Origin of the sequence: Cytobacillus sp. T106 (assembly GCF_040492155.1) — a bacterium.
Taxonomy (GTDB): Bacteria; Bacillota; Bacilli; order Bacillales; family Cytobacillaceae; genus Bacillus_AB; species Bacillus_AB infantis.
Window position 1 is genome coordinate 148,934 of the sequence record NZ_JBEUMK010000001.1, and the last position, 25,610, is coordinate 174,543.

Consider the following 25,610-nt stretch of genomic DNA (forward strand, 5'->3'; position numbering starts at 1 on the left):
ACCTATACCAGTCGGCCGGACTGGTACAGGTGCCTGTCACCATAAAATTTTATACATTTTAACGAATAACTATTGAATTAATCCTGGAATATTGTTAGAGTATTAACTAGTTAATTGTATAAAAACATAATTTAAATGAATATTTATTCGTTCATCTATAGAGGAGGAAATTTTCATGTCAAATCAAAAAGTTGTTTTAGCATACTCAGGCGGACTGGATACTTCTGTGGCGATCAAATGGCTTGGCGACCAGGGATACTCAGTGGTTGCGTGCTGCCTTGACGTTGGGGAAGGCAAGGATTTGAAGTTCATCCAGGAAAAGGCGCTTAAAGTGGGAGCAGTCCAGTCATATGTACTGGATGTGAAAGAAGAGTTTGCGAATGAATATGCACTTGCTGCCCTTCAGGCGCATGCTCTTTATGAAGGCAAATACCCGCTTGTTTCTGCTCTTTCCAGGCCTCTTATTGCTAAAAAGCTTGTTGAAGTGGCTGAAAAGGAAGGCGCCGCTGCGGTTGCGCATGGCTGTACAGGAAAAGGAAATGACCAGGTAAGATTCGAGGTATCGATCCAGGCACTTAATCCAGACCTCAAGGTGCTCGCGCCTGTAAGGGAATGGAAATGGTCCAGAGAAGAAGAAATCCAATATGCAAAGGATAATAATATCCCGATTCCGATCAATCTGGATTCTCCGTTCTCAATAGACCAGAACCTTTGGGGCCGCAGCAATGAGTGCGGGATTCTGGAAGATCCGTGGGCGGCTCCGCCTGAAGAGGCCTACGACCTGACAACAAGCCTTGAGTTTACGCCTGACACACCTGATATCGTAGAAATCGAATTCAGCAAAGGGGTGCCGGTAAGCCTGAACGGCAAAGCTTATCCGTTATCCGAGTTGATTCTGGAGCTGAATCTGATGGCAGGCAAGCATGGAGTCGGGCGCATTGACCATGTTGAGAACAGACTTGTCGGCATTAAATCAAGGGAAGTCTATGAGTGTCCGGGAGCCATGACGCTGATCAAAGCGCATAAAGAGCTTGAAGACCTCACACTTGTTAAAGAGCTTGCCCATTTCAAGCCTGTCATTGAGAAAAAACTGACTGAGCTTATCTATGAAGGGCTTTGGTTCTCGCCATTGAAAAAGGCTTTAACGGCTTTCCTTGAGGAAACGCAAAAGCATGTGACAGGAACTGTAAGGGTGAAATTGTTCAAGGGGCACAGCATCGTCGAAGGCAGAAAATCTCCTTTTTCTCTTTATGATGAAAAATTGGCCACATATACATCTGAAGATGAATTCGACCATAATGCCGCGGTTGGTTTTATCCAGTTATGGGGCCTGCCGACAAAGGTTCAAAGCATTGTCCAGAATAAGAAGGTGACAGTGTGAAAAAGCTTTGGGGAGGAAGATTCACGAAATCGGCAGAAGAATGGGTCGATGAATTCGGAGCCTCCATCTCCTTTGACCAGGAGCTTGTTGAGGAAGATATAGAGGGAAGCCTTGCACACGTGGAAATGCTGTCCCGCTGCGGGATTATTGAACAGGAGGAAGCAGCTCAGATCCAGAAGGGACTCAAGCTGTTAAAGGAAAAGTCCCAGGAGGAAGGGCTTCCTTTCTCTGTAAAGCTGGAGGATATACATCTGAACCTGGAAAGCCTGCTTACGGACGAAATCGGGCCTGTCGGCGGCAAGCTTCATACAGGCAGAAGCAGGAATGATCAGGTAGCAACAGATATGCACTTGTATTTAAAGAAACAGGCAGCACATGTTATCAAGCTGATTGAAGAGCTCCAGGCAGCCCTGCTTTCCCAGGCAGAGGAGAATGTGGAAACCCTCATGCCGGGCTATACTCATCTTCAGAGAGCACAGCCCATTTCATTTGCGCATCACTTGATGGCTTATTTCTGGATGCTGGAAAGGGATAAGGAGAGATACAGCGAGAATCTGAAAAGGATCAATGTTTCTCCTCTTGGTGCAGGCGCCCTTGCCGGTACAACCTTTCCAATCGACCGCGAGCTGACAGCCAGTCTGCTCGGGTTTGATGACATCTATGAAAACAGCATGGATGCTGTAAGCGACAGGGACTTTATCCTTGAATTCCTTTCAGCAAGCAGCATTCTGATGATGCATCTGTCCCGTTTCAGCGAGGAAATCATTCTCTGGTCGAGCCAGGAATTCCGGTTCATTGAGCTCGATGACAGTTTTGCTACAGGAAGCAGCATTATGCCGCAAAAGAAAAACCCAGACATGGCAGAACTGATACGCGGAAAAACCGGCCGCGTCTACGGCAACCTTGTCGGCCTGCTCACAGTGCTGAAGGGGCTGCCTCTTGCTTATAACAAAGATATGCAGGAAGATAAAGAGGGAATGTTTGATACAGTTAAAACGGTTATTGGCTCACTTAAAATTTTTTCCGGCATGGTTGGGTCCATGACGGTTAACAGTGAAGTAATGGAAAAGGCCACGAAAAGCGATTTTTCCAATGCGACAGAACTGGCTGACTATCTTTCCGGTAAAGGCTTGCCATTCAGGGAAGCCCACGAAATTGTCGGGAAGCTTGTCCTTGATTGTGTGAACAGAGGCTGCTTCCTTTCCGGCCTGCCGATGGAAGTGTATAAGGAGGCAAGCACCCTTTTTGAGGAGGATATTTACGAGGTCCTTGACCCGCGGGCGGCTGTTGCAAGAAGGAACAGCCAGGGCGGAACAGGGTTTGCCCAAATAAAGAAGGCGCTGGAAAAAGCAAAAGGGCGCCTGAAGGACAAAGCCTACTCATAACAATAAAGGCCGCTGCAGGGAAGCAGCGGCCTTTTAACTATTATTCCGGGTCCTTTTCGGTCCTGACCACAAGCACATCACATGGGGCATAGCGGGTGATATGTTCGGAAACGCTGCCGATCAGGAAGCGTTCAACTGCATTCAAACCAGTTGCCCCGCAGACAATCAGATCTGCATGCTGGACCTTGGCAATTTCCTTGGGTATCTTTACTTTCGGAGAACCATAATCTGTCACATATTCCACATTTTCTACTCCAGCCTCCACTGCTTCCTGCTGATATTTTTTAAGCAGCTCGGCTGCAAACATGTCAGCCCTTTCAGCAATCGTCCTGTCATAGGCTTCGACAGTTGCGAAGGTGCGTGTATCGATAATGTGGGCAAGGGTCAGCCTGGCTTTGTTCCTGACTGCGATCCCGACCGCCTTCTTGAAGGCCCATTCCGCTTCCTTGGAACCGTCTACTGCTACTAAAATGTTTTTGTACGTGAGCGTCATTTGCATCTCCTCCTTTACCTTTATTATACATTACCCCAAAATGCATAACTGTTACAGAAATTCGAAAGATAGTATAGATGAAAAAAATTGATAAGGGGGAAATGAAGATGCCAAAAGAGCCGAAAGGGCAGTCTCATTATATCTATGACGACCAGGGACACAGCCAGGTAAGTGCACAAATCATGGATTCGTACAACAGCGGTGTCATCGATCAGGAAAATGGAAGAGCCGACACTTACAGCAGCGAAGAGGAAACAAAATAAAACATTGAAAAAAAGTGCAGGGCGCTGTCCTGCACTTTCTCGTTATTGCCTTCCTTTTCGCAGCTGAAGACAAATGTAAAGGGAAGCGGTGGCTATAAATGAAACAAAACCTGGAGAAGCATTTTCAGGCAGGAGGCTGTAAGAGATGATCCCGAAAGCCATGCTGATGATTGCCTGCTTATTGACAAAACCAGGCTCCCGCAGGACCAGCAGATCTGCCTCAGTCAGCTTCCGCCTTTTTATGAAAAGAAAATCTGCTGCAATAACCGCAGAAATGGGAATGACAAAGGTGCCGAGCAGAGAGATGTATTTCTGCGCTGATTCAACGATATCAGGAAAGCAGCTCAGAATGACTGCAGCGAGCCCGAACAGGCATGCACTCTTTATCCTGCCGAGCCCCTGGAATGTATTCAGCAGACTGAATCCGCCTGTATAGGCGTTGTTCAGGTTGATGGAAATCATCGACATCATGGCACAGGCGAAAATCAGCACCAGTACGGAAACAGAAGATGTGAGGGTGCTTGCCGACACAAATGGATTCAGCTCTCCCAGGAGGCTTGCAGACAATGCCCCTAAAACGGCTGTGATGGCAAAGCCGGCTGTGTTCCCGGAAAAAAGCCCCCAGAAAGCGCCGCGTTCAGACTTCGCGTACCTTGCCATATCAGAAGAAGCACTTAATCCTGAAACGTATTGGACAAAAGCCAGGCTTGAATAGAACAGGAATGAAGAAAACTCCCAGCTGCCATGGGTTAAGATTGTGCTGTGATCAGTCTGGCCCGCTTTTTGGATCAGCAGGACAAACAGTGCAGCCTGGCCGATCAGCAGAAATGGCATAAAATAGCGGGTTGCTTTTTTCACCGCATCAAAGCCGACAAGCGCTAATATGGCCATGATCAGGGCCAGGCAGACCGACACTGCCAGAAAAGGCAGCCTGACAGAAAAAAGCCTGCTGCCCAGCTCGGTCAGTACAGCAGTTCCGCCGATCGTCTGGACAGCAAACCAGTATAATGAGGTCAAAGTACGGATCGGAGACGAAATATATCTTGCCGCCCCTGTGCCAAGCATGCTTCTGATCGCATATTGGGCAGGCAGCCCGTAGCGGGATCCGGGCAGCGTCAAGAAGGACACAAACAGAAAGGCGAAAGCCGCCCCGATCATGGTGGATGCTGCGGCAGCATAAAAAGAAAGGCCCCCTGAAATCACGGCAAGTGCAGGGACAAGGAAATTCCCCGAATTTACCGAAAAGGCCATCTGCAGAATCATGAAATCATACCAGGGTGTCTGTTTAAGATGGGAGGGAACGGCCTCCAGCCCAAGCTGCTCAATTTTACCCCGGCTGTCTTTTTGTATGTTGGCAGTTGACGCCATACTTGCATCAGCTCTCTTTCTAAATACATTTTACAATAATCGGTGGAACTGAAGGATATTTTTTTGGTCCCGGGCATGGAAAGGAGTCATCTTAACCGAATAACTCAGCATTTTTAACAAGAGCGTATCATCACGGCAATGTAAGGGTTTGCAGGCGATAAAAAAATTTTACTTTCTTCTTTTCCTATAAAGGTGTTATAGTAGTATCGGTTCTATCCTATTTACTATATTTTGCAGGAGGTATGCAGCATGCGTATCGGAATACCCAGAGAGATAAAAAACAATGAAAATCGTGTCGCAATGACACCGGCTGGCGTTGTCAATTTGCTGAACTTTGGTCATGAAGTATTTATTGAAACCCAGGCTGGCATGGGATCCGGTTTCACTGATGAAGATTATACAGCTGCTGGCGCGAAAATTGTAAACAGTGCAGAGGAAGCATGGTCCATGGAAATGGTCATGAAGGTAAAAGAGCCCCTGCCTAGTGAATATGCTTATTTCCGTGAAGGCCTGATTTTATTTACATACTTGCATTTAGCTCCAGAGCCGGAGCTGACGAAGGCTCTGATTGATCATAAAGTGGTTGGGATCGCTTATGAAACGGTCCAGCTTGCCAATCATGCATTGCCTCTCTTGACCCCAATGAGCGAGGTTGCCGGAAGGATGGCTTCCCAGATCGGGGCGCAGTTCCTGGAGAAGGTCCATGGCGGCAAAGGGATCCTGTTATCCGGTGTGCCTGGCGTGCAGCGCGGAAAAGTAACAATCATCGGCGGCGGTGTAGCCGGTACGAATGCAGCTAAAATGGCAGTAGGACTTGGTGCAAAGGTGACAATCATCGACCTGAGCCCGGAACGCCTGCGCCAGCTTGATGATATCTTCGGCAATGATGTGACAACATTGATGTCCAATCCTTATAATATTGCAGAAGCGGTCAAAGATTCTGATCTAGTGATCGGTGCCGTTCTCATTCCGGGAGCAAAAGCGCCAAAGCTTGTGACAGAAGAAATGATCATGAGCATGAACCCAGGCTCTGTCGTGGTTGATATTGCGATTGACCAGGGAGGGATTTTTGAGACAACTGACAGAATCACTACCCATGACAACCCGACTTACGAAAAACACGGTGTAGTCCATTACGCGGTTGCCAATATGCCTGGCGCCGTGCCGCGCACTTCAACGATTGCCCTGACGAACGTGACTGTGCCGTATGCAGTCCAGATCGCCAATAAAGGGTATAAGCAGGCATGCGCAGATAATGAAGCTCTGCTGAAGGGAATCAATACTCTTAACGGCTATGTTACGTATAAAGCTGTAGCCGAGGCACATGGCCTTGACTATTCTGATACAGCGACGCTGCTTGAGCAGCAGTAAATAGAAAAGATCCGGAGCCGCTGCTCCGGATCTTTTTGCTTCAATCAGACAAATTGAAGTTCCTTCGGGAATTTCGTTAAAATCTCAACACCGTTTTCTGTTACGGCCAGATCATCCTCTATCCGGACGCCTGCCACACCAGGAACATAAATGCCAGGCTCAATGGTAAATACCATGCCTTTCTCAAGCTGAAGGGAGTTGGCTGAAGTCAACGAAGGATACTCATGTACACTTACTCCGAGACCATGGCCGAGGCGGTGAGGGAAGTATTCCCCGTAGCCGGCCTCTGCAATGATATTTCTTGCCGTCATATCTATTTCAGAGCAGGCAGCTCCCGGCTTTGATGCGTCCACGGCGGCCAGCTGCGCTTTAAGGACTGTTTCATATATTTCTCTCTGCTTCTCGCTGATCTCACCGTATGCGACAGTGCGGGTGATGTCTGAGCAGTAGCCGTCGACTACGACACCTAAATCAAAAAGGACAAGATCGCCTTTCTTGATTTTGGTCATTCCCGGTGTCCCGTGGGGGGAAGCGCCGTTTGCGCCGGTCAGGACCATCGTGGAGAAGGACATTTCATTGATGCCCTTTTTCTTCAAGGCATACTCGACCGCAGCGAGGACATCCATCTCGGTCTTTCCTTCCTTAATTTCTTCACAGCCTGTCTGGATGGCAAAGTCGGCCAGGGCGCATGCTTCACGGATGATTTTCAGCTCCTTGTCATCCTTCACCATCCTGAGCTTTCTCAGCTTTTCTTCTGCAGGAACGAATGCCGCGCTGGAGAATAAAGCAGAAATTGCTTCATAACGCTCTACATTCATATGTTCTTTTTCAACTGCAGCCCTGCTGACTTTTTGATTTCTTTTCTGGATGGCCGAAGAGATGAATTCCCATGGATTATCCGTATCGCTGTAGCCGATGATTTCATAATTCCATCCGGCATTCTTAGCATCATTTTTTTCCATCCCGGGGCAGACAAGGAAAGGCTCTTCATCCTGGAAAACGCCAAGGCCAAGGAGGCGTTCATGCGGATCGCTTAGGAACCCGCTTAAGTAAAAGACATTATCGGGAGAAGTGATAAAGCTGAAGTCAATATCCTCTTCCTTCATCCATTGTGATAACTTGCTGATTCTGCTGTCCATGCAAAAACCTCCTAAATCGTATGTAAGTGCAGTTTGCTTCATGTTAATTGTAAACTTTTAATTGTGAATTAGAAAGGGTATAGGACTATATCAGGGAGGAAATCCTGTATTTTTGTTGAACATTGAATTACATAAGAGTTTGAAGGGAGAAGATAGCGATGAAGGTTTCATACCATGGGCATGCTGTCGTAAAAATTGAAACAAAAGGCAAAGTAATTTTATTCGATCCATTCATCACAGGGAATGAACTGACAGACCTGAAGGCAGAGGACGTCAAACCGGATGTCATCATCCTGACACACGGCCACAGCGACCATCTTGGGGATACAGTGGAATTGGCAAGGAAGAATGATTCTCTTGTTATTGCAAATGCCGAGCTTGCTGCTTATCTTGGCTGGCAGGGCATCAGGACGCATGCGATGAGCATCGGAGGAGCTTATGAGTTCGACTTTGGAAAGGTAAAGCTCACACCTGCCATTCATGGCACCGGGCTGATGACAGAGAATAAAGAGATTATCTATCTTGGCATGCCGGCCGGCGTCCTTTTCACGTCTGAGGGAAAAACGGTTTATCATGCAGGAGATACTGCATTATTTTCAGATATGAAGCTGATCGGCGAGCGCCATCCGATTGATGTTGCATTCCTGCCGATTGGCGATAACTTCACAATGGGGCCTGAAGATGCCGCATATGCAGCTGAGCTGCTGAAGGCAGGGGTGACAGTACCGATCCATTTTAATACTTTCCCCCCGATCAAACAGGATCCGCAGAAATTTATTGAAATGCTTCCTTCAGGCAAAGGCAAGGTGCTTGAAGCAGGGGAGTCCATCGAACTATAAGTGCAGCTGCGGCTGCACTTCTTTTTTTCTTCAGCCGCCCCCTCCTTATCTAAAGGTCTTTTTCAGGCATGTCCGCATAGATATAAAATAGAAAAAGGAGGAGTTGCAATGAAAAACAATCGGTATTTACTGTGTATCCTGCTGTGCGGGATGATGCTGTACTATGCGGTCCCCAAGCTGTCGATTGAAAGCGCGGGGGCGGAAGGCATCTTTGCCGGGGCCTGGCTGCTGCTGGCCCTGTTTGTGGTGGCCGGCAATCTATCCGGCCTGCTGTTTTCGCAGGCCAAAGCGAAGGCAAGGCTTTCTGCGGGAGCAGCAGCCAGAAGGAAAAAGAGGCCGGCCAGGAGCTTCAGCAAATAACCTGAGGGCTCCTGTCCTGCGGATATGTGTTATAACATCAATCGTAAATTGAATCGGCCGGGAATTCACCTTATAATAAAATAAGAAAAATTTACAAGACGAACAGCAATTTTAAATAAAGGGTGAAGGTTTTGGCTACTAAGCATGAACAAATTCTGCAATATATAGATGAGCTTCCGATCGGCGAGAAAATATCTGTCAGGCAGATAGCAAAGGCCTTGTCGGTCAGTGAGGGAACGGCTTACCGTGCAATCAAGGATGCTGAAAATAAAGGATATGTTAGCACGATTGAAAGAGTCGGCACCATCAGGATCGAAAGGAAGAAAAAAGAGAATATTGAAAAGCTGACATTCGCTGAAGTGGTCAACATTGTAGACGGGACTGTCCTTGGAGGGCGCGACGGCCTCCATAAAACCCTTAATAAATTCGTGATCGGCGCCATGAAGCTGGAAGCCATGATGCGCTATACAGGCGCCGGGAACCTGCTGATCATAGGAAACAGGACACGCGCCCATGAGCTGGCACTTAAAGCAGAGGCGGCGGTCCTGATTACAGGCGGATTCGATACGGATGATGAGGTCAAAAAGCTGGCAGATGACCTTCAGCTGCCGATCATCTCTACTAGCTATGATACGTTTACTGTTGCCACGATGATCAACAGGGCCATCTATGATCAGCTGATCAAAAAAGAGATTGTCATGGTAGAGGATATTTTGACCCCATTGCAGGAAACGGTGTTCCTTTATTCCTCTGAAACTGTTTCAGAATGGCATGGCCGCAACAGGGAAACCCTTCACAGCCGCTTCCCTGTCGTGGATCAGAATATGAAAATACAGGGCATGATCACTTCAAAGGATATAATGGGACATGCTCCGGAATCAGCTATCGAAAAGCTGATGACCAAAAGCCCGATGACTGTAAACGGGAAGACAAGTGTAGCATCAGCCGCCCATATGATGGTCTGGGAAGGCATCGAGGTTCTTCCAGTTGCCGATGAAGCCAATCGGCTCCAGGGGATCATCAGCAGGCAGGATGTACTCAAGGCGCTGCAGATGATCCAGAGGCAGCCGCAGGTGGGAGAGACAATTGATGATACTGTAACAAGCCAGCTGGTCCTGTCGCGCGGAAAGGCGAGGGGAGAAGATGTATACCGCTGCGAGGTCAGCCCCCAGATGACCAATCCGCTCGGCACAATCTCTTACGGCGTGTTCACAACCATTGTCACCGAAGCAGCCAACAGAGTCCTGAGAAGCTATAAAAAAGGGGATCTTGTTGTTGAGAATATGACTATCTACTTCCTGAAGCCTGTCCAGATCGACAGCGTACTCGAAATCGTTCCAAAAATACTTGAAGCCGGTCGCAAATTCGGCAAAGTAGACGTCGAAGTCTTCAGTGAAGGCATTCTCGTAGGAAAAGCCATGATGATGTGCCAGCTCATTGACCGGCATTAAGAAATGCAGAAAAGCTGTGCTATATTAAAGAACGCAGGCTAAGAACGCCACGTCCTGTGGCAACGCCTGCATGACCCACATCCTGTGGGCCCAGCATAAGACAAGAAGGGTGGAAGGTTGTTCTTTAACCTTCTGGCCTGATCAGCTTATGACTCGAGGGGCTAGCGCCCGGAACTGGACTGTTTTCGAAGACCGAAGAGGAATAACTATAAATGATAAAAGCGGAGGCGGCTTGCCCATTAGGCAGCTTCCGCATCTTGAACCAAGCCATAAATAAAAGCCGCTTCCATAAGGAACGGCTTTTTGAAAAAGGCTTTAATTTTGCTGTTTGCGGAGATCTTCTGCTTCCTTAGCGGCATAAGGAAGATAATGCTGGTAGGCTTTAAAACCTGCCCAGACATTGATTCCGCCGAGAATAATAAAGACGGCAGCGACAATATAGGTGACAGTTGTGCTGTAAAGGAAAAGCTGGTTGATGCCGAATAAGGCGACAAACAGTCCCAGCGCGATGCTTGACTTGGCAGACAGCCACTTTTTTTCCGCAGGCCTCCGGCTTCTCACAGTCTTTATTTTATAGAATACATAGAATGCAATGGAAATAACAATCAGTATGACTAAAACAGGCATTTGAATTCCTCCGGGCATCATTCTCTTGGGATTAATATAAGTGTCAGCCTGATTATGAGCCGGCACCTATATTATTTTAACGATAATCAGGAGGAAAAGCCATAAAAAGAGCAGGCCGTTTCTTTTTCTTTTGATTCTTTTATGCTAATAATTAGATATTCTTTCTAAAAGGAGACCACAATGAAATCAAAAATTCTTGATGAAATAAAAAAATATGATACCATCATCATCCACCGCCATGTAAGGCCTGATCCTGATGCATACGGCTCCCAGGGCGGGCTGGCGGAAATCATTAAAACATCTTTCCCGGAAAAAACGGTATATACGGTCGGGAAGGAGGAAGAGTCGCTGAACTTTATGAGGCGGCTTGACAGCATCCCGGATGAAGCCTATAAAGGGGCTTTGGTCATTGTGTGCGACACAGCCAATCAGGAGCGGGTCTGTGACCAGCGATATACGATGGGCGATAAGCTCATTAAAATCGACCATCACCCGAACGAAGATCCTTATGGCGACATTATGTGGGTTGAAACCGATGCCAGCTCTGTCAGTGAAATGATCTATGAGTTCTACCTGGAGGGGAAGGATGCAGGATTAAAGATGTCTGATGAGGCAGCCAGGCTGATATACGGGGGAATTGTCGGGGATACGGGACGATTCCTGTTTCCGAGCACAACGGAAAAAACCTTTGAAATTGCTGGTGAATTGATCCGCTATAATTTTTCACGGACAGATCTTTACGACAAAATGTATGAGCTGAAGCCGAATGTCGTCAAACTGAACGGATATGTTCTGCAGAATTTCGAGGTTCTTGCCAACGGCGCAGCATCTGTGACAATCAGCAGGGAGCTTCAGGAGCAATATGGACTTAAGGCTTCAGATGCATCCCTTCTTGTAGGGGTACTTGGCAATGTCCAGGGAATCAAAGCATGGGTATTCTTTATCGAGGAAGAAGATCAGATCAGGGTCCGCCTCCGTTCAAAGGGGCCGGTCATCAATGGCCTGGCCAAGAAGTATAAAGGCGGGGGACATCCCCTGGCAGCAGGAGCTTCCATCCATTCATGGGAAGAAAAGAAGGATGTTATCAAAGATTTGGAGGAAATCTGCCTGTAACAGGCTGAAAGGGCGCCGGTATAATGGGCGCCCTTTCCTTAGTCTTCAAAAGATATCTTCAAGGAAATCGTCAATGTTGTAAAAATGACCATTTCACTTACTTCCAGGCGGTATCTTTTATCATTGATGCGGAATGTCCGGTTTTCAATGACCTTCCTGATCAGTCCTGTGCTTTTCGATACGCTTTCCATATCCTTTGCCACCAGAATTCTTATATCCTCCTTGACGCTGTCCTCGACCTGAAGCACACTCAATGTATCAAGCTTATATTTATCGGCGTTGGTTATTTTTACTTTTATGTCCTGTACAGTCATCTGTTTAAGGCTTTTCTTATTCTGTTCCTTGAAGCTCTCCTGCCAGAGCTTGATATCATTTCTTAGCCCTGCAATTGTTTCTTCCTGTTTTTCTATCTTAAAACTGTAGTCCTCCTGCCATACGCCAAAAATGAACAAAAAGATGAACCAGCTGACGGCGCCGCCAATGGCCATGCCGGCAAACAGCTGCTGCCATGCCGGCTTCCTGTAATAAGGAGGGATCCTCATGATATATGCTCCTGTGTGAGCCAGCTGATGATCAGTGCCCCCGTTTGTGCTCCGCCCAGCGCGGAAAGAATGAGCATGAACTGTTTGAAAATATCTTTTGTCTCTCCCTGGAACAGCCCTCTTTCAAAGCTGTATACAGCATCGAAAGTGCCCCCGATCGCGGCGACGATCGCCCAGATCCTGATCATATTGGAGAGGCGGAACACCTCAGTCAGAGGCGGCTTGCCGGTCAGGAAAGCTGCAAGCCCCCCGATAATCGATCCGCCAATCAAAACACCCAGTGCAATAAAATAGCTTTCCATCATTGAAGCAAAAAATGGCTGGTGTTTCATAGTGTAATCCTTCCTTATCGAGATAGTCGCTCGTTTAAAAGATTCATAAATTTCCCCTATTCCATCTTATGGACAAACTTCAGCTATTATGTTCAGGATCAGGAAAGTTTGGAGGGATTTTTAAGGCAGATGAGCAAGGCTTTTCCGCATTTCGTATTGTCCAGCTCCAGCGGCTAGAGACTCGAGTCATAAGCCAATCAGGCCAGAAGGTTAAAGAACAACCTTCCGTCCTGCTCGTCTTATGCTTGTCGTCTCTGGGCAAGCCGCTTCCGCATTTCTTATTTTCTTTTTGGAAACGGACGTTCTATAATTGATATTATAAAAGTTTCTTTCTAGTGCGGGGCCGGCGGGAGAGGTTGAAGACCCCTGCCAGGCTTTGTGCCCGGAACGACGGATTAAGGGTGTGAGTTAATGTCATTTATTCACCTTCATGTATATAGTGCATACAGCCTGCTGACAAGTACGGTTTCGGTTGAACAGCTTGTTGCGCGGGCAAAGCAGAAAGGCTTCAGCGCCATTGCCTTGACAGACCGGAATGTAATGTATGGTACGGTTCAGTTTTACAAGGAATGTCTCAAGCATTCTATTAAACCGATCATCGGCCTTTGTGCAGATATTGAATCCGCGGGAGGGGAAAAGGGGCCGAGCCCTTTAGTGCTCCTGGCCCAAAACCAGGACGGCTTCCAGAACCTCCTGAAAATATCGAGCACTCTTCAAACGAAAGCGGACGGGGGGATCCCGGTAAAATGGCTGAAGCATTATTCCTCAGGGCTTATTGCCCTTACACCGGGCCTGGAAGGAGAAATCGAACAGTATATTGCCGGCGGTGAAGAAGAGAAGGCGCTTGAAGCCATTCGCCTCTATACAGAGATTTTCGGAAAAGACCGGTTTTATCTGGCCTATCAGGATCATGGCCTTCCGGAAGAAAAGAAGATAAACAGAAAGCTGAAGGAATTGTCTGTAAACCATGGCTTTCAGACCGCTGCGGCAAACCAGGTGTTTTATGCCGAAAAAGAAGATGCTTTTGCCCAGGAATGCCTTCTGGCCATTAAAAATGGCGATAAACTCCAGGACGAAAACCGCTTCCGTCTTCAAAGCGATGAATATTATCTTAAGACAGCAGAAGAAATGTCAGAGGTTTTTACAGAAAGCACTGAAGCACTGGAGAACACCATTAAAATTATGGAGCAGTGCAATGTCATGCTGGAGCTTGATAAGAAGCATCTGCCAAAATACCCTGTCCCGGAGGGGGATGCGGATACACTGCTGGAAGAGCTGTGCTGGAAGGGATTTGCGGAGCGCTATCCCGAGGCTTCGGAAGTCCATCGCCAACGCCTTCTATATGAGTTAGGCATCATTAAAAAAATGAAGTTCAGCGATTATTTTCTGATTGTCTGGGATTTCATCAAATTCTCCAGAGAAAACGGCATCCTAACTGGCCCTGGCCGGGGATCTGCGGCCGGATCCATGGTGTCTTACGTCCTTTATATAACCGATGCTGACCCAATTGAGCATGAGCTCCTGTTTGAGCGCTTTCTTAATCCGGAGCGGATATCCATGCCAGATATTGATATAGACTTTCCGGACCATAGAAGGGATGAGGTCATCAGATACGTCGCAAAAAAATACGGAGAGCTCCATGTGGCCCAGATTATCACTTTCGGCACGCTGGCAGCCAAAGCGGCAATGCGGGATACCGGAAGGGTGTTCGGCCTGAATGCAAAAGAGCTTGAGCAGGTTTCTCGCCTGATCCCGTCCCGACCAGGCACAAACCTGAAAACAGCCTACAAAGAATCAGAACAGCTGCGGGCGTTTACGGCTGAATCCAGCCTGAATAAGAGGTTATTTGAAACAGCGCTGAAAATCGAAGGGCTTCCAAGGCATACATCCACACACGCTGCAGGTGTGGTTATCAGCGAATTTCCCCTTGTTAATGTGGTTCCAATCCAGCAGGGCCATGAAGGAGTCTATTTGACGCAATACTCAATGGAGCATCTGGAGGCTGCCGGCCTTTTAAAAATGGACTTCCTGGGGCTGCGCAATCTTTCCCTTATTGAAACGATTTTATCCTCCATTCAGCGGAAAACAGGAAAGAAACCTGATATAAAAAAGATCCCCCTGGATGATGAAAAGACATACCGGCTTCTTAGCTCCGGGGAGACGACAGGTGTCTTCCAGCTTGAATCTGATGGGATGCGGAATGTACTCAAGAAGCTGAAGCCGACCCGCTTTGAAGATATTGTGGCGGTCAATGCATTATACAGGCCGGGACCGATGGAGAATATCCCATCCTTCATTAACAGGAAGCATGGGAAAGAGCCGATTTCTTACCCGCATCCGGATTTGAAGCCGTATTTAGAAAAAACTTACGGAGTCATTGTCTACCAGGAGCAAATCATGCAGATTGCTTCCAAGATGGCCGGCTTCTCTTTGGGAGAAGCAGATTTGCTGAGAAGGGCTGTGAGTAAAAAGCAGAAGGATGTGCTGGACCGGGAGAGGGCCCATTTTGCATCAGGTGCTGTGAGCAGCGGCTATGACGAGAAAACAGCTCAGGAAGTTTACGACCTGATTGTGCGATTTGCAAATTACGGCTTTAACAGAAGCCACGCTGTCGCCTACAGCTTTATCGCTTACCAGCTTGCCTATTTGAAAGCTAATTATCCTTCGAACTTTATGGCTGCACTCCTTTCACAGGCTTCAGGCAATGAAGATAAGCTTGCCCAGTATATCCGTGAGCTGAAGCATCTGGGGCTCACGCTTCTTCCGCCATCAATCAATTCGAGCGGCTATTCCTTCCAGGCAGAAAGCGGTGGCATCCGCTACAGCCTTGCAGCAGTGAAAGGGATAGGCGCCTCTGTCCTGAAGGATGTCTTTCACGCCCGAAGGCAGAAGCGTTTTGAGGATTTGTTTGATTTTTGCATCAGGGTACCTGCAAAATCAGCCACACGAAAAATTCTGGAGGCATTTGTGCATTCCGGCAGCTTCGACGAATTCGGGGAGGACCGCGCTGTTTTGCTTGCCACTCTGGATATAGCGATTGAGCATGCAGAACTGGTTAAGCCGGATGAGTCCGGCCAGGAGGATTTCTTCTCTGAAGATGAATTTTCCATCAAGCCGAAGTACGCGGAAAATGACCCCATCCGCATTGAAGATAAGCTTCAGTATGAAAAAGAGTATCTCGGACTTTATCTGTCAGACCATCCTGTTTCCGTTTATGCTGCCAGTTTTGCCTCCCTCGGTGTCACACAGCTGGCAGATATGGAACCTGGCAGCCGGAATATAAGAACTGCCGCTTATCTTTCAGAAGTAAAAAAAATCAGGACGAAGAAGGGAGAGGCCATGGCTTTCCTGTCCCTGAATGACCAGAGCGGAGAAATGGAGGCAGTTGTATTCCCTGCGGTATATAAAAGGGATTCTGCACTTCTGAAGCAGGGAGCTATCCTTCTCTTGGAAGGCAAAGCCGAGGAGCGGGATGGAAAGAGGCAGTTTATTGTGAACCGTGCCGCAGATATGGGACAGGCAGCAGCAGAAGCAGGCAAGCATGAGAGGACCTTATATTTGAAGGTCCCTGAAGGTATAGAAACACCTGAAGGCCTGAAAGAGCTCAAAGCTATCCTGGGGAGGAATCCTGGATCAGTTCCGGTCGTCCTTCATTATGCAGGATCTCAAAAGACGATCCGCCTGGCAGAAGGAAACGGAGCAGATGCCACAGAAAAGCTGCTCAAAGATCTGGGCAGCGTGCTCGGCACTGAAAATGTAATTATAAAATAGTGGGATTCTTGCCTGTTTCAGGCAGGAATTTTGCTTCTTCCGGCAGAAAGGTTACAGCAGCAAGTCGTCCTGAAATTAGGCAGAAACGGACGAAAATACGTCATTTGGACCGGTTGTTTTGTCTTTACATCAAATCAGGATATGTTATATTGGTAAATAGATTGACTGGTCTGACCACTAAAATAAGTCATTTAATAATATAGCAAATGAAACCTTTCTGCATAAACGAAGGAGTGAGCCGTTTTGACACTAAGAGAAGAAGCTTTGCATATGCACCGCGAAAACCAGGGAAAGCTGGAGTCGAAATCCAAGGTCCAGGTACGTAATGCCAAGGATCTGAGCCTTGCTTATTCGCCGGGAGTGGCTGAGCCGTGCAAGGCGATATATGATAAACCGGAAACAGTATACGAGTATACAATGAAGGGCAATATGGTTGCTGTAGTATCAGACGGTACAGCCGTGCTTGGACTCGGCAACATCGGCCCGGAGGCTGCGCTTCCTGTAATGGAAGGGAAAGCGGTCCTTTTTAAAAGCTTTGCAGGCGTTGATGCTTTTCCCATCTGCCTGAATACAACCGATATTGATAAAATCGTTGAAACTGTCAAGCTTCTTGAGCCAACCTTCGGGGGCGTCAATTTGGAGGATATTGCGGCTCCTAATTGCTTCGTGATTGAAGAAAGGCTGAAAAAAGAAACCAATATACCAATCTTCCACGATGATCAGCATGGCACAGCTATTGTGACAGTTGCAGGGATGGTCAATGCCCTTAAGCTTGCAGGTAAGAAGATGAATGAGGTCAAAGTTGTAGCTAATGGTGCAGGCGCTGCCGGAATTGCCATCATTAAGCTGCTGTACAGCTATGGCGTCAGGGACATTATCATGTGCGATACAAAAGGCGCCATTTTTGAAGGCCGTCCGCAGGGCATGAATGATATTAAAAATGAAGTGGCGAAATATACGAACCGCGACAATAAGCAAGGAAGCCTGGCAGATGTCATTGTCGATGCAGACGTATTTATTGGAGTTTCTGCAGAAGGAGCTCTGACAGCAGACATGGTCAGGTCGATGAAGCAGGATCCTATTATTTTTGCGATGGCCAATCCTAATCCGGAGATCATGCCTGAAGAAGCAAAAGAGGCAGGCGCAATGGTTGTGGGCACCGGAAGGTCGGATTTCCCTAACCAGGTGAATAATGTCCTTGCTTTTCCCGGAATCTTCCGCGGAGCCCTGGATGTGAGGGCAACACATATAAATGAGAAAATGAAAGTGGCTGCGGTCGAAGCAATTGCAAGCCTGGTCAGCACAGAAGAGCTGACTGCAGACTACGTCATTCCGGGACCGTTTGATCCGAGGGTTGCGCCGGCGGTGGCTGCAGCGGTAGCGAGGGCAGCCATGGAGACGGGCGTAGCCAGGATCAAAGTGGATCCTGAAGAAGTAAAGGCAAAAACAAGCAGACTTGCAGTCATTGGAAAAAGTGAGTGATCAGAGAGCGTGAATTTGTCGGAAGGCTCCAAAGTATATGTTGAAATCGTGAAAGAATTAAGATCGATGATCCAGGAGGATGGCTTGAAGCCTGGGGACAAATTGCCTTCTGAACGGGAACTGACAGAGCGCCTGAATGTCGGGCGCTCTTCCGTTCGGGAAGCGCTGCGGGCGCTTGAACTGCTTGGCCTTATTGAGACAAGGCGCGGGGAAGGGACATTCATCCGTGACTTCAGGGGGCACCAGCTTGTACAATTATTGAGTACATTCATCCTGCAGGATGAAAGATCAAAGCATGATGTCAGGGAAACCAAGTACCTGATTGAGATGGACTGCCTGTGGCTGGTCATGCGCAAGGCAGAAGATGCCCAGCTTCTGGAGCTGCGGAAGTGGGTGGATTCATCTGCTTTTGCAGATGATGATTTTTTTTACAAAATTGTCAGCCTGGCGGATAACCATCTGTTCATCAGAATGTGGCTGATCCTGAAGGATTATTACAATTCACTGCATCTGCAAGGAGCCGATGCCACACTCGAAGAGTATACAAATCTTATCGACGCTCTTTCAACCCGGAAAGAATCAGAAGTCAGAAGAGTGTACCGGGATTTGAGGAAATTGTCGATTCAGCGATGACAGTTTTTTGCAGATTCTGCAAAGCGATTGTTCTATATTGATAGGGACAAACATACGAAGCGCCTGAAAAGGCTTCGTTTTTTAGATCGGTGGTCTGACCACTGGATCTTAAGCAGTATTTAAGTATATTGGGGCTGATAGTTCCTGAGGCATTTGCCTGATATTAATTGCTTATGTAACGAATGGGGGAGGTTCACCTTGCTTAAAGATATATTCAGTAAACCAAAAAAGAAGAAATATGCAACCATACCTTCGGAAACCGCAAAGCATGATGTTCCAGAGGGAATTATGACGAAATGTCCTAATTGCAAAAAGATCATGTATACGAAAGAGCTGTCCAAAAATTTAAAAGTGTGCTTCCATTGCCAGCACCATCATTCCATGAATTCCCGTGAGCGGCTTAACAGCTTCCTCGATCCGCATACTTTTGAAGAGCTTAATGCTAATATGATTTCTGAAAATCCGCTTGGCTTTCCGGATTATGTAGAGAAGCTGGAGAAAGACCGCAAAAAGACAGGCATCAATGAGGCTGTCGTAACGGGGACTGGTGAAGTAGAAGGCATGAAAGTTTCTGTGGCTGTAATGGATTCGACTTTCCGGATGGGAAGCATGGGATCTGTAGTCGGGGAGAAGATCACCCGGGCAATTGAAAAAGCGGATGAGCTGGCTGTTCCGTTCATCATTTTCACTGCTTCCGGCGGGGCAAGGATGCAGGAAGGGGTACTCAGCCTTATGCAGATGGCCAAGACCAGCGTTGCGCTGAAACGCTTCAGCGATAATGGCGGCCTGATTATCTCGATCATGACCCATCCTACTACAGGAGGCGTTTCAGCAAGCTTTGCCTCACTGGGGGATTACAATTTGGCAGAGCCTGGAGCACTGATCGGCTTTGCGGGCAGGAGGATCATTGAACAGACGATAAGGGAAGAACTGCCTGAAGATTTTCAGACGTCTGAATTCCTGCTTAAGCATGGCCAGCTTGATGCAGTGGTTTCAAGGACGGAGCTGAAGGAGAAAGTAGCCAACATACTCAGCATTCATCAAGGAGGTGACTTCGAATGGTAGGAGAACTTGAATTTGAAAAGCCGGTCGTCGAACTGAAAAAGAAAATTGCCGAGCTGAAGGATTTTACAAAAGATGCAGAAGTCGACCTTTCTGCCGAAATAACCAAGCTTGAGAACCGCCTTGAGAAGCTGGAGAAGGATATTTATGAGAATCTGAAGCCTTGGGACAGGGTGCAGATTGCACGCCATCCTTCCCGGCCAACGACGCTTGATTATATATCCCACATCTTTACTGACTTTTTTGAGTGCCATGGAGACAGGGCCTTTGGGGATGATGAAGCCATTGTTGGAGGTATTGCAAAGTTCAGGGGACTTCCTGTCACGGTAATCGGCCAGCAGCGCGGCAAGGATACCAAGGAAAATATACGCAGGAATTTCGGGATGCCTCATCCTGAAGGATACCGCAAGGCACTCCGTTTGATGAAGCAGGCGGAGAAGTTTGGCCGTCCTGTCATTTGCTTCATTGACACGAAAGGCGCTTATCCCGGGAAGGCAGCAGAAGAGCGGGGACAGAGCGAAGCCATTGCCCGAAATCTATTTGAAATGGCTGGCCTCACGGTGCCCGTCCTTTGTGTCGTCATCGGTGAAGGCGGCAGCGGAGGCGCCCTGGCATTGGGAGTCGGGGACCGCATTATGATGCTTGAAAACTCCACCTACTCCGTCATCTCACCAGAAGGGGCAGCAGCAATTCTCTGGAAAGATGCAGCCCAGGCGAAAAGGGCGGCAGAGTCAATGAAGATCACCGCTCCGGATCTGAAAGAGCTTGGAGTTGTAGACGAAGTGATCCCGGAAATCAAAGGGGGAGCTCATAAAGATGCGAGAGGACAGGCCTTCGAAATCGAAAGCATCTTGTACTCGGCACTGAAGGAGTTGAAAGGCTTGCCGGTGGAGCAGCTTGTCAGCCAAAGATATGAAAAATATAAGTCGATCGGTGAATACTCGTTTTTGAATGACTATATTGGGGTAAATTAAAAAACGTGCTTCCAGCACGTTTTTCTTTTACTCCAAATGGGAAAAGTCGTCAGGCTAAAGGTTAAACGCTTTCATTTTAGCGATAATTCCGTCTTTTGCTGTTTCGTGCAGGATTAAGTTGAGATAGACCATTCTTCATGGTATTTTAGAAATATTCCCTGCTATTATGTTTATAATAAGAGGGTATGAACTATCCTCTCAAATATAGATCTTTCCTATTTTATCCATTTACATAGTTTATTGCTATTGACAATTAATGAGGTGATTATGTTGAAACGAATTGGCGTATTAACAAGCGGAGGGGACGCTCCCGGAATGAATGCAGCTGTGCGTGCCGTAGTCCGAAAGGCGATCTTCCATGAAATTGAAGTATATGGCGTTTTCGGCGGATATGCAGGCTTGATCAGCGGAAATATCAAGAAACTGGAGCTTGGTTCAGTCGGCGATATTATTCACCGCGGCGGCACAATGCTTTATTCAGCAAGATGCGAAGAGTTCAAGACAAAAGAAGGACAGCAAAAGGGGATCGATCAGCTCAAAAAGCATGGCATTGACGGCCTTGTCGTAATCGGCGGGGATGGCTCCTACATGGGCGCCAAAGCCCTGACTGAGCAAGGATATCCTTGTGTAGGGGTGCCGGGCACAATCGACAATGATATCCCTGGTACAGAATATACAATCGGCTTTGACACGGCTTTGAATACAGTTATTGATGCGATCGACAAAATCCGCGATACAGCTACATCTCATGAAAGAACCTTCATCATTGAGGTTATGGGCCGGAATGCAGGAGATATCGCCCTTTGGGCTGGCCTTGCAGGCGGAGCAGAAACCATTCTGATCCCAGAAGAAAATTACGATATGAATGATATTGCAGATCGTCTGCAAAAAGGGAATGAACGCGGCAAGAAGCACAGTATCATCGTGGTTGCTGAAGGTGTATGCAGCGGCCATGAGTTCGGAAAGCAGCTGAAAGAAGCCACCGGCACTGATAACCGGATTTCAACACTGGGCCATATCCAGCGCGGCGGATCTCCGACTGCTTTTGACCGTGTGCTGGCAAGCAGGCTCGGCGCCCGTGCTGTGGAATTGCTGCTGGATGGCAAAGGCGGCCGTGCAGTAGGCATGGAGCAGAATAAATTGGTTGATTATGATATTATTGAAGCATTGGGCAGAAAGCACACTGTTGACCTTGACTTGTACAAACTGTCACAGGAGCTTTCCATTTAAAGAAAATGGCGGAGGCTTGCGAGGAAGCCTCCCCGCCTTTTCATCAGGGCCGGCTCATGATCGGATTAAGGAGCCGGAACGCCCTGGATTTTGAACGCAATGGCTTGCAGAAGCAAGCACAGGTACAGTAGGAGGAATCTGACTGTGCAAATATATCAGGAGGTTTGTGAAATATGCGCAAAACGAAAATCGTTTGTACGATTGGCCCTGCCAGTGAAAGTATTGAGAAATTGACACAGCTGATTGAAGCTGGAATGAACGTTTCCCGTCTGAATTTTTCCCACGGAGATTTTGAAGAACATGGAGCAAGGATCAAAAACATCCGCGAGGCTTCTAAAAGCACTGGCAAGACGGTCGCAATCCTGCTTGATACAAAAGGACCTGAAATCCGTACAAACAATATGGAAAACGGGGCAGTCGAGCTGGAAGCCGGAAACAATATCATTGTTTCAATGAATGAAGTTCTGGGGAATGCCGATAAATTTTCAGTTACATACGCTGGACTGATTGACGATGTCCATACTGGTTCAAAAATCCTGCTGGATGACGGCCTGATCGGATTAGAAGTAACAAAGATTGATAAGGCCAACAGTGAAATCCATACAAAGATCCTCAACAGCGGAACTTTGAAAAATAAAAAAGGCGTTAACGTTCCAGGCGTTTCTGTAAAACTTCCAGGAATTACAGAGAAGGATGCGAATGATATCCTTTTTGGAATTGAGCAGGGAGTAGACTTCATTGCTGCATCATTCGTGCGCCGTGCTTCGGATGTTCTTGAAATCAGGCAGCTGCTTGAAGATAATAATGCTTCACATATCCAAATCATACCTAAGATCGAAAACCAGGAAGGCGTCGACAACATCGATGAAATCCTTGAAGTATCTGACGGTCTGATGGTAGCCCGCGGCGACCTTGGTGTTGAAATCCCTGCAGAAGAGGTTCCTCTTGTGCAAAAAAGCCTGATCAAAAAGTGCAATATTCAAGGCAAGCCTGTTATTACCGCTACACAGATGCTTGATTCCATGCAGCGCAATCCGCGCCCGACGCGTGCAGAAGCAAGCGATGTGGCCAATGCGATCTTTGACGGCACAGATGCCATCATGCTATCCGGCGAAACAGCAGCAGGCACATACCCGGTAGAAGCAGTGCAGACGATGCATAACATCGCTTCCCGTGCAGAATCAGCGCTTGATCATAAAGAAATCCTTTCTAACCGCAGCAAGGATAACGAACATAATATCACAGATGCGATCGGCCAGTCTGTGGCACATACTGCTTTGAATCTCGATGTTAATGCAATCATCACTCCAACGGAAAGCGGCCATACAGCAAGGATGATTTCAAAATATCGTCCAAAGGCACCGATTGTTGCGGTAACTTCCCAAGAATCTGTTACACGCCGCCTTTCATTGGTTTGGGGTGTATATCCTCAGGTCGGACAGGAAGCTTCAACGACGGATGATATGCTCGATTCAGCTGTACAGGAAAGCATGAACAGCGGACTAGTCGGTTCAGGCGACCTGGTTGTCATCACTGCAGGCGTCCCTGTTGGCGAGGCAGGAACAACGAATCTGATGAAGATTCACGTGATTGGCGATGCAGCACTGAGAGCACAGGGCATCGGCCGCAAATCAGCGTTCGGGAAAGTGGTTGTCGCAAAGGATGCAAAGGAAGCGATTGAAAAGGTCACGCAAGGTTCCATTCTTGTCACAGTCGGCTCTGACCGTGATATGGTTCCTGCCATTGAAAAATGCAGTGCCTTGATCACGGAAGAGGGCGGATTAACAAGCCATGCAGCTGTTGTCGGCCTTAATCTTGGAATTCCTGTTATCGTGGGTGCGGAAAACGCTACTTCCATTTTCAAGGATGGCCAGGAAATCACAGTCGATTCGCGCAGAGGCATCATCTATAATGGACATGCAAGCGTCCTGTAATTAAGAAAAGAAGAAGGGTTTTTTCTCCCTTCTTCTTTTTTGTCAAAAATTAATTTTATGATGTGCTGTTCCTGCATAATTGGTCTTTTAAGCCATACAGTTTTATAATAGGGACAGGCAGGTATTTTAGAAAAAATGTCTTCTGGCATGTAATCCATCACCTGTTCAAGACTGGAGGAAAAGAAATGCGCTATATTCTTCTGCTGTTGATCGTCATCCCGGCAGCTGAAATAGGAGTTCTTCTGCTGTCAGGAAAGGTCATCGGTGTATGGCTGACCATCCTGCTCATCATTTGTACAGGCCTGCTGGGTGCTTACCTGGCAAAGAAGCAGGGGCTTGAGACAATCCGCAGGGTACAGGAACAGCTCGGCCGCGGCCAGCTTCCGGGAGATGCTGTCCTGGATGGCATCTGCATCCTAGTCGGCGGCACGCTGCTCTTGACGCCCGGGTTTATTACAGATATAACTGGATTCCTTCTGCTGCTGCCCCCTTCAAGGATATTCTTCAAAAATATCCTGATGAAAATTTTCAGGAGCAGGATTCAAAGAGGAAACATTAAGATTATCAGATAGAAAGAAAGTCTGCCCTGGAGCAGCGGGTTCCTTATTCCCCCGCTTCCTGCATGGCAGACTTTCTTCTTTTCATTGCCTGTTCATACAGGCTTTCTTCTGTCATTACCTTTAATGTAAAGCCATAAATCCCTGAACACGCCTGCCTTATGGAGGGTCGTGATAATGACAAGGACTACAGGGCCGGCAATGAGGCCAAGAAAACCGATTGTCTTAAAGCCGACAAACAAAGCAACCAGGGTAGCGAGCGGATCCATGCCTATGCTGGAGGAAAGCACCTTCGGCTCCATGATCTGCCTTTGTACAAGGACGATGACATATAGGACTCCCAGTCCGACTGCGGTGCTCATTTCTCCTGCAATGGCCTCGTAAATAATCCAAGGGACAAAGATCAGGCCTGTGCCCAGGTAAGGGATGATGTCAACGATCCCTGTAACGAGGGCAATCGTGATGGCATAATCTACACGAAGGATGAGCAGCCCGATTAATATGATGATAGCAGTGATAGAGACCAGGGTAGCCTGTGCTTTGACAAACCCGAATAAGGCCTTTTTCAGATCGGTGAAAACTGTTGCGCTGCTGGCTTTTGCTTTTTCAGGGAGCAGCCTGTTCCCCAGGATGGAAAGCCTGTACCAGTCTTTGCTGATGAAAAAAGTGGCCAGAAGGGAAAAAATCACGACGGTTGCAGCATTAGGGAACCAGGAAAGGATATTTGGGATTTTTTCAAAAAACGATTGTATAAAAGATCCTGCGGTCGCTCCGAATCTGGAGCCTACATTTTGGATATTGGCGAGGATGGTATCCTTTTGTCCCGTATCCAGGCTGTTGAACATACTGGTGAGCTGATTGTAAAGCGGGATCAGCTGTCCTGCAAAAAAGTCTTCGGCATATGTAATCAGCGTTTCAAGATGATTCGGGACCACCTGTGCCAGGTAGTCTGCACCAGAGACGATCTCGGCAATCAGCAGAGTAATAAGACCGGCAAAAAAGGCAAAAATAAGAATCAGGCTGATAAGAACGGCGAGAGCCCTTGGCATCCTCCCTTTCCTGACGAGGAAATTGACAAGCGGATTCATCAGAAACGCAATGGCGAATCCGATTATAAACGGATAGGTTACCTTTGAAACATAAAATAAACCAGCCAGGAGCAGGAGGACTGCTCCAATAACTACAATAAATCTCAGGGATCGATTCAGATAAACAGTATTCAAAACCGTTTTTCCTCCTTGGGATATTCAAATTTGCGCCGGGTGCTGCCCTCTGCCGTACTGCACTGCTCAGCAGGCATCAC

General features: G+C 47.5%; 24 protein-coding genes. 16 read left to right on the forward strand and 8 right to left on the reverse strand.

The window, feature by feature from the left end:
• Positions 1–175: 175 nt before the first annotated feature.
• Positions 176–1,381 (forward strand): argininosuccinate synthase, encoded by a 1,206-nt coding sequence (locus tag ABU165_RS00770; protein ID WP_129613947.1) that lies wholly within the window; start codon positions 176–178, stop codon positions 1,379–1,381.
• Positions 1,378–2,766 (forward strand): argininosuccinate lyase, encoded by a 1,389-nt coding sequence (gene argH / locus ABU165_RS00775; protein ID WP_009791718.1) that lies wholly within the window; start codon positions 1,378–1,380, stop codon positions 2,764–2,766. Before ABU165_RS00770 ends, argH begins: the two co-directional genes overlap by 4 nt.
• A gap of 40 nt (positions 2,767–2,806) precedes the next feature.
• Here argH and ABU165_RS00780 read toward each other — a convergent pair whose 3' ends face one another.
• Positions 2,807–3,259 carry a universal stress protein gene (locus ABU165_RS00780; protein ID WP_009791719.1) on the reverse strand — a complete coding sequence of 151 codons (453 nt, stop codon included), beginning with the start codon at positions 3,257–3,259 and terminating at the stop codon, positions 2,807–2,809.
• 107 nt (positions 3,260–3,366) lie between these two features.
• Here ABU165_RS00780 and ABU165_RS00785 point away from each other — a divergent pair, with 107 nt between their 5' ends.
• Positions 3,367–3,522, forward strand: a complete 156-nt coding sequence (locus tag ABU165_RS00785; RefSeq protein ID WP_318059603.1) for a hypothetical protein — start codon at positions 3,367–3,369, stop codon at positions 3,520–3,522.
• Positions 3,523–3,564: 42 nt separating this feature from the next.
• Here the strand turns inward: ABU165_RS00785 and ABU165_RS00790 are convergent, their stop codons facing one another.
• On the reverse strand, positions 3,565–4,890 hold the full coding sequence (locus ABU165_RS00790) for a purine-cytosine permease family protein (RefSeq protein ID WP_248137465.1): 1,326 nt from the start codon (positions 4,888–4,890) through the stop codon (positions 3,565–3,567).
• A 249-nt stretch (positions 4,891–5,139) separates the two neighbouring features.
• On the opposite strand from ABU165_RS00790, the gene ald reads away from it, so the two are divergent.
• Complete coding sequence (gene ald, locus ABU165_RS00795; protein WP_094766904.1) at positions 5,140–6,261, forward strand: alanine dehydrogenase; 1,122 nt, start codon at positions 5,140–5,142, stop codon at positions 6,259–6,261.
• 44 nt (positions 6,262–6,305) lie between these two features.
• On the opposite strand, the gene ABU165_RS00800 is transcribed toward ald, so the two are convergent.
• Positions 6,306–7,400 carry a M24 family metallopeptidase gene (locus ABU165_RS00800; RefSeq protein ID WP_094766905.1) on the reverse strand — a complete coding sequence of 365 codons (1,095 nt, stop codon included), beginning with the start codon at positions 7,398–7,400 and terminating at the stop codon, positions 6,306–6,308.
• Positions 7,401–7,558: 158 nt separating this feature from the next.
• Between ABU165_RS00800 and ABU165_RS00805 the strand changes: the two genes are divergently transcribed.
• The 3 genes from ABU165_RS00805 (at position 7,559) to ABU165_RS00815 (ending at position 10,050) form a co-directional block, all read left to right on the forward strand.
• Positions 7,559–8,239 carry a metal-dependent hydrolase gene (locus ABU165_RS00805; RefSeq protein ID WP_094766906.1) on the forward strand — a complete coding sequence of 227 codons (681 nt, stop codon included), beginning with the start codon at positions 7,559–7,561 and terminating at the stop codon, positions 8,237–8,239.
• A 108-nt stretch (positions 8,240–8,347) separates the two neighbouring features.
• Positions 8,348–8,599, forward strand: a complete 252-nt coding sequence (locus ABU165_RS00810) for a hypothetical protein (RefSeq protein WP_094766907.1) — start codon at positions 8,348–8,350, stop codon at positions 8,597–8,599.
• Positions 8,600–8,730: 131 nt separating this feature from the next.
• Positions 8,731–10,050, forward strand: coding sequence for a CBS domain-containing protein (locus tag ABU165_RS00815; RefSeq protein WP_094766908.1), 1,320 nt, complete (start codon positions 8,731–8,733; stop codon positions 10,048–10,050).
• Between the two features lie 315 nt (positions 10,051–10,365).
• On the opposite strand, the gene ABU165_RS00820 is transcribed toward ABU165_RS00815, so the two are convergent.
• Complete coding sequence (locus ABU165_RS00820; protein WP_022544270.1) at positions 10,366–10,677, reverse strand: YtpI family protein; 312 nt, start codon at positions 10,675–10,677, stop codon at positions 10,366–10,368.
• A 180-nt stretch (positions 10,678–10,857) separates the two neighbouring features.
• Here ABU165_RS00820 and ABU165_RS00825 point away from each other — a divergent pair, with 180 nt between their 5' ends.
• Positions 10,858–11,790, forward strand: a complete 933-nt coding sequence (locus tag ABU165_RS00825) for a DHH family phosphoesterase (RefSeq protein WP_094766909.1) — start codon at positions 10,858–10,860, stop codon at positions 11,788–11,790.
• 38 nt (positions 11,791–11,828) lie between these two features.
• On the opposite strand, the gene ytrI is transcribed toward ABU165_RS00825, so the two are convergent.
• Positions 11,829–12,332, reverse strand: coding sequence for a sporulation membrane protein YtrI (gene ytrI, locus ABU165_RS00830; protein ID WP_009791342.1), 504 nt, complete (start codon positions 12,330–12,332; stop codon positions 11,829–11,831).
• Positions 12,329–12,664, reverse strand: a complete 336-nt coding sequence (gene ytrH, locus ABU165_RS00835) for a sporulation membrane protein YtrH (protein ID WP_009791343.1) — start codon at positions 12,662–12,664, stop codon at positions 12,329–12,331. Before ytrH ends, ytrI begins: the two co-directional genes overlap by 4 nt.
• Positions 12,665–13,075: 411 nt before the next feature.
• On the opposite strand from ytrH, the gene dnaE reads away from it, so the two are divergent.
• From dnaE to pyk, 7 genes are all read left to right on the forward strand, one after another.
• Complete coding sequence (dnaE, locus tag ABU165_RS00840) at positions 13,076–16,435, forward strand: DNA polymerase III subunit alpha (protein WP_318059602.1); 3,360 nt, start codon at positions 13,076–13,078, stop codon at positions 16,433–16,435.
• Positions 16,436–16,678: 243 nt separating this feature from the next.
• The gene (ystJ, locus tag ABU165_RS00845; protein WP_022544269.1) at positions 16,679–17,917 is read left to right on the forward strand and encodes an NADP-dependent malic enzyme; all 1,239 of its coding nucleotides are present in this window, start codon (positions 16,679–16,681) and stop codon (positions 17,915–17,917) included.
• Positions 17,918–17,983: 66 nt separating this feature from the next.
• A complete protein-coding gene (locus tag ABU165_RS00850; RefSeq protein WP_050767249.1) occupies positions 17,984–18,550 on the forward strand; it encodes a FadR/GntR family transcriptional regulator in 567 nt (188 codons plus the stop codon).
• A 198-nt stretch (positions 18,551–18,748) separates the two neighbouring features.
• Entirely contained in the window at positions 18,749–19,615 is an 867-nt protein-coding gene (gene accD, locus ABU165_RS00855; RefSeq protein WP_009791348.1) for an acetyl-CoA carboxylase, carboxyltransferase subunit beta, read from the forward strand.
• Positions 19,609–20,586, forward strand: coding sequence for an acetyl-CoA carboxylase carboxyl transferase subunit alpha (gene accA, locus ABU165_RS00860; RefSeq protein ID WP_094766911.1), 978 nt, complete (start codon positions 19,609–19,611; stop codon positions 20,584–20,586). The genes accD and accA overlap by 7 nt, the downstream gene beginning before the upstream one ends.
• Before the next feature lie 270 nt (positions 20,587–20,856).
• Positions 20,857–21,816, forward strand: coding sequence for a 6-phosphofructokinase (pfkA, locus tag ABU165_RS00865; RefSeq protein WP_318059636.1), 960 nt, complete (start codon positions 20,857–20,859; stop codon positions 21,814–21,816).
• A gap of 173 nt (positions 21,817–21,989) precedes the next feature.
• Complete coding sequence (pyk, locus tag ABU165_RS00870) at positions 21,990–23,750, forward strand: pyruvate kinase (RefSeq protein WP_009791352.1); 1,761 nt, start codon at positions 21,990–21,992, stop codon at positions 23,748–23,750.
• On the opposite strand, the gene ABU165_RS00875 is transcribed toward pyk, so the two are convergent.
• Positions 23,723–23,899, reverse strand: a complete 177-nt coding sequence (locus ABU165_RS00875) for a hypothetical protein (protein ID WP_318059601.1) — start codon at positions 23,897–23,899, stop codon at positions 23,723–23,725. The two genes, pyk and ABU165_RS00875, sit on opposite strands and share 28 nt — an antisense overlap.
• 36 nt (positions 23,900–23,935) lie before the next feature.
• Between ABU165_RS00875 and ABU165_RS00880 the strand changes: the two genes are divergently transcribed.
• Complete coding sequence (locus tag ABU165_RS00880) at positions 23,936–24,322, forward strand: FxsA family protein (RefSeq protein ID WP_022544267.1); 387 nt, start codon at positions 23,936–23,938, stop codon at positions 24,320–24,322.
• Positions 24,323–24,402: 80 nt separating this feature from the next.
• Here the strand turns inward: ABU165_RS00880 and ytvI are convergent, their stop codons facing one another.
• Positions 24,403–25,530 (reverse strand): sporulation integral membrane protein YtvI, encoded by a 1,128-nt coding sequence (gene ytvI, locus ABU165_RS00885; protein ID WP_009791355.1) that lies wholly within the window; start codon positions 25,528–25,530, stop codon positions 24,403–24,405.
• Positions 25,531–25,610: the final 80 nt, after the last annotated feature.